At 40.2% G+C, this 854-nt stretch carries 1 protein-coding gene; it reads left to right on the forward strand.

From position 1 onward, the window contains the following. A partial coding sequence (locus HMPREF2867_RS11565; RefSeq protein ID WP_256263063.1) for an ISL3 family transposase occupies positions 1 to 854 on the forward strand: 854 nt, incomplete at both ends.

An 854-nucleotide genomic window follows, 5' to 3' on the forward strand; every position in this document is an offset into this window, starting at 1 on the left:
ACTACGTCTGAAGAAACGTCGCTTCCAGTGTAAAAGTTGTAGGCGAGTCACGGTCGCTGAGACATCAATCGTTGAGAAAAATCACCAAATCTCAAACCTTGTCCGACAAAAGGTTGCTCAACTTCTAACTGAAAAGCTATCATTAACGGATATTGCCAGAAGACTTCGTGTATCGACATCCACTGTCTATCGTAAACTTGACCAGTTTACTTTCAAGGAACATTATGACAAGCTCCCAGCTGTTATGTCTTGGGATGAGTTTGGGTTCAAGAAAGGTGAACTCGCTTTTGTGGCGCAAGACTATGAGACCAACAAACTCATAACTATCCTCGATAATCGCCGTCAAACCACTATTCGAAACTACTTTTTGAAGTATCCGTTGAAAGCTCGCCAAAAGGTACAGTTTATCACGATAGATATGTCAGGAACTTATATGCCACTAGCTCGAAGACTTTTCCCTAACGCCAAAATTGTTCTTGATCGATTTCACATTATCCAGCACCTTGGACGTGCCTTTTTAAAGACAAGAATTGCGATTATGAACCAGTTTGATAAGAAGTCACTACCTTATCGAGCCTTGAAAAATCACTGGCGACTTTTTCAAAAGGACAGTCGTAAGCTATCTTGTAACTCATTTCACTCGAAGACATTTTGTCAAACCTTAAGCCCACATGAAGTCATTGAGAAGACATTGGTCTTTTCAGAAGAGCTCACCGACTACTATACTCTTTATCAGCTTTTGCTTTTTCACTTTCAGGAGAAGAGAGTAGATGAGTTCTTTGAGCTGATAGAGGAAAATAGAAGCAAGGTCAATCACTATTTTCAAACGGTCTTTAGGACTTTTCTTAGACACA

Source organism: Streptococcus sp. HMSC064H09 (assembly GCF_001812625.1).
Classification (GTDB): Bacteria; Bacillota; Bacilli; order Lactobacillales; family Streptococcaceae; genus Streptococcus.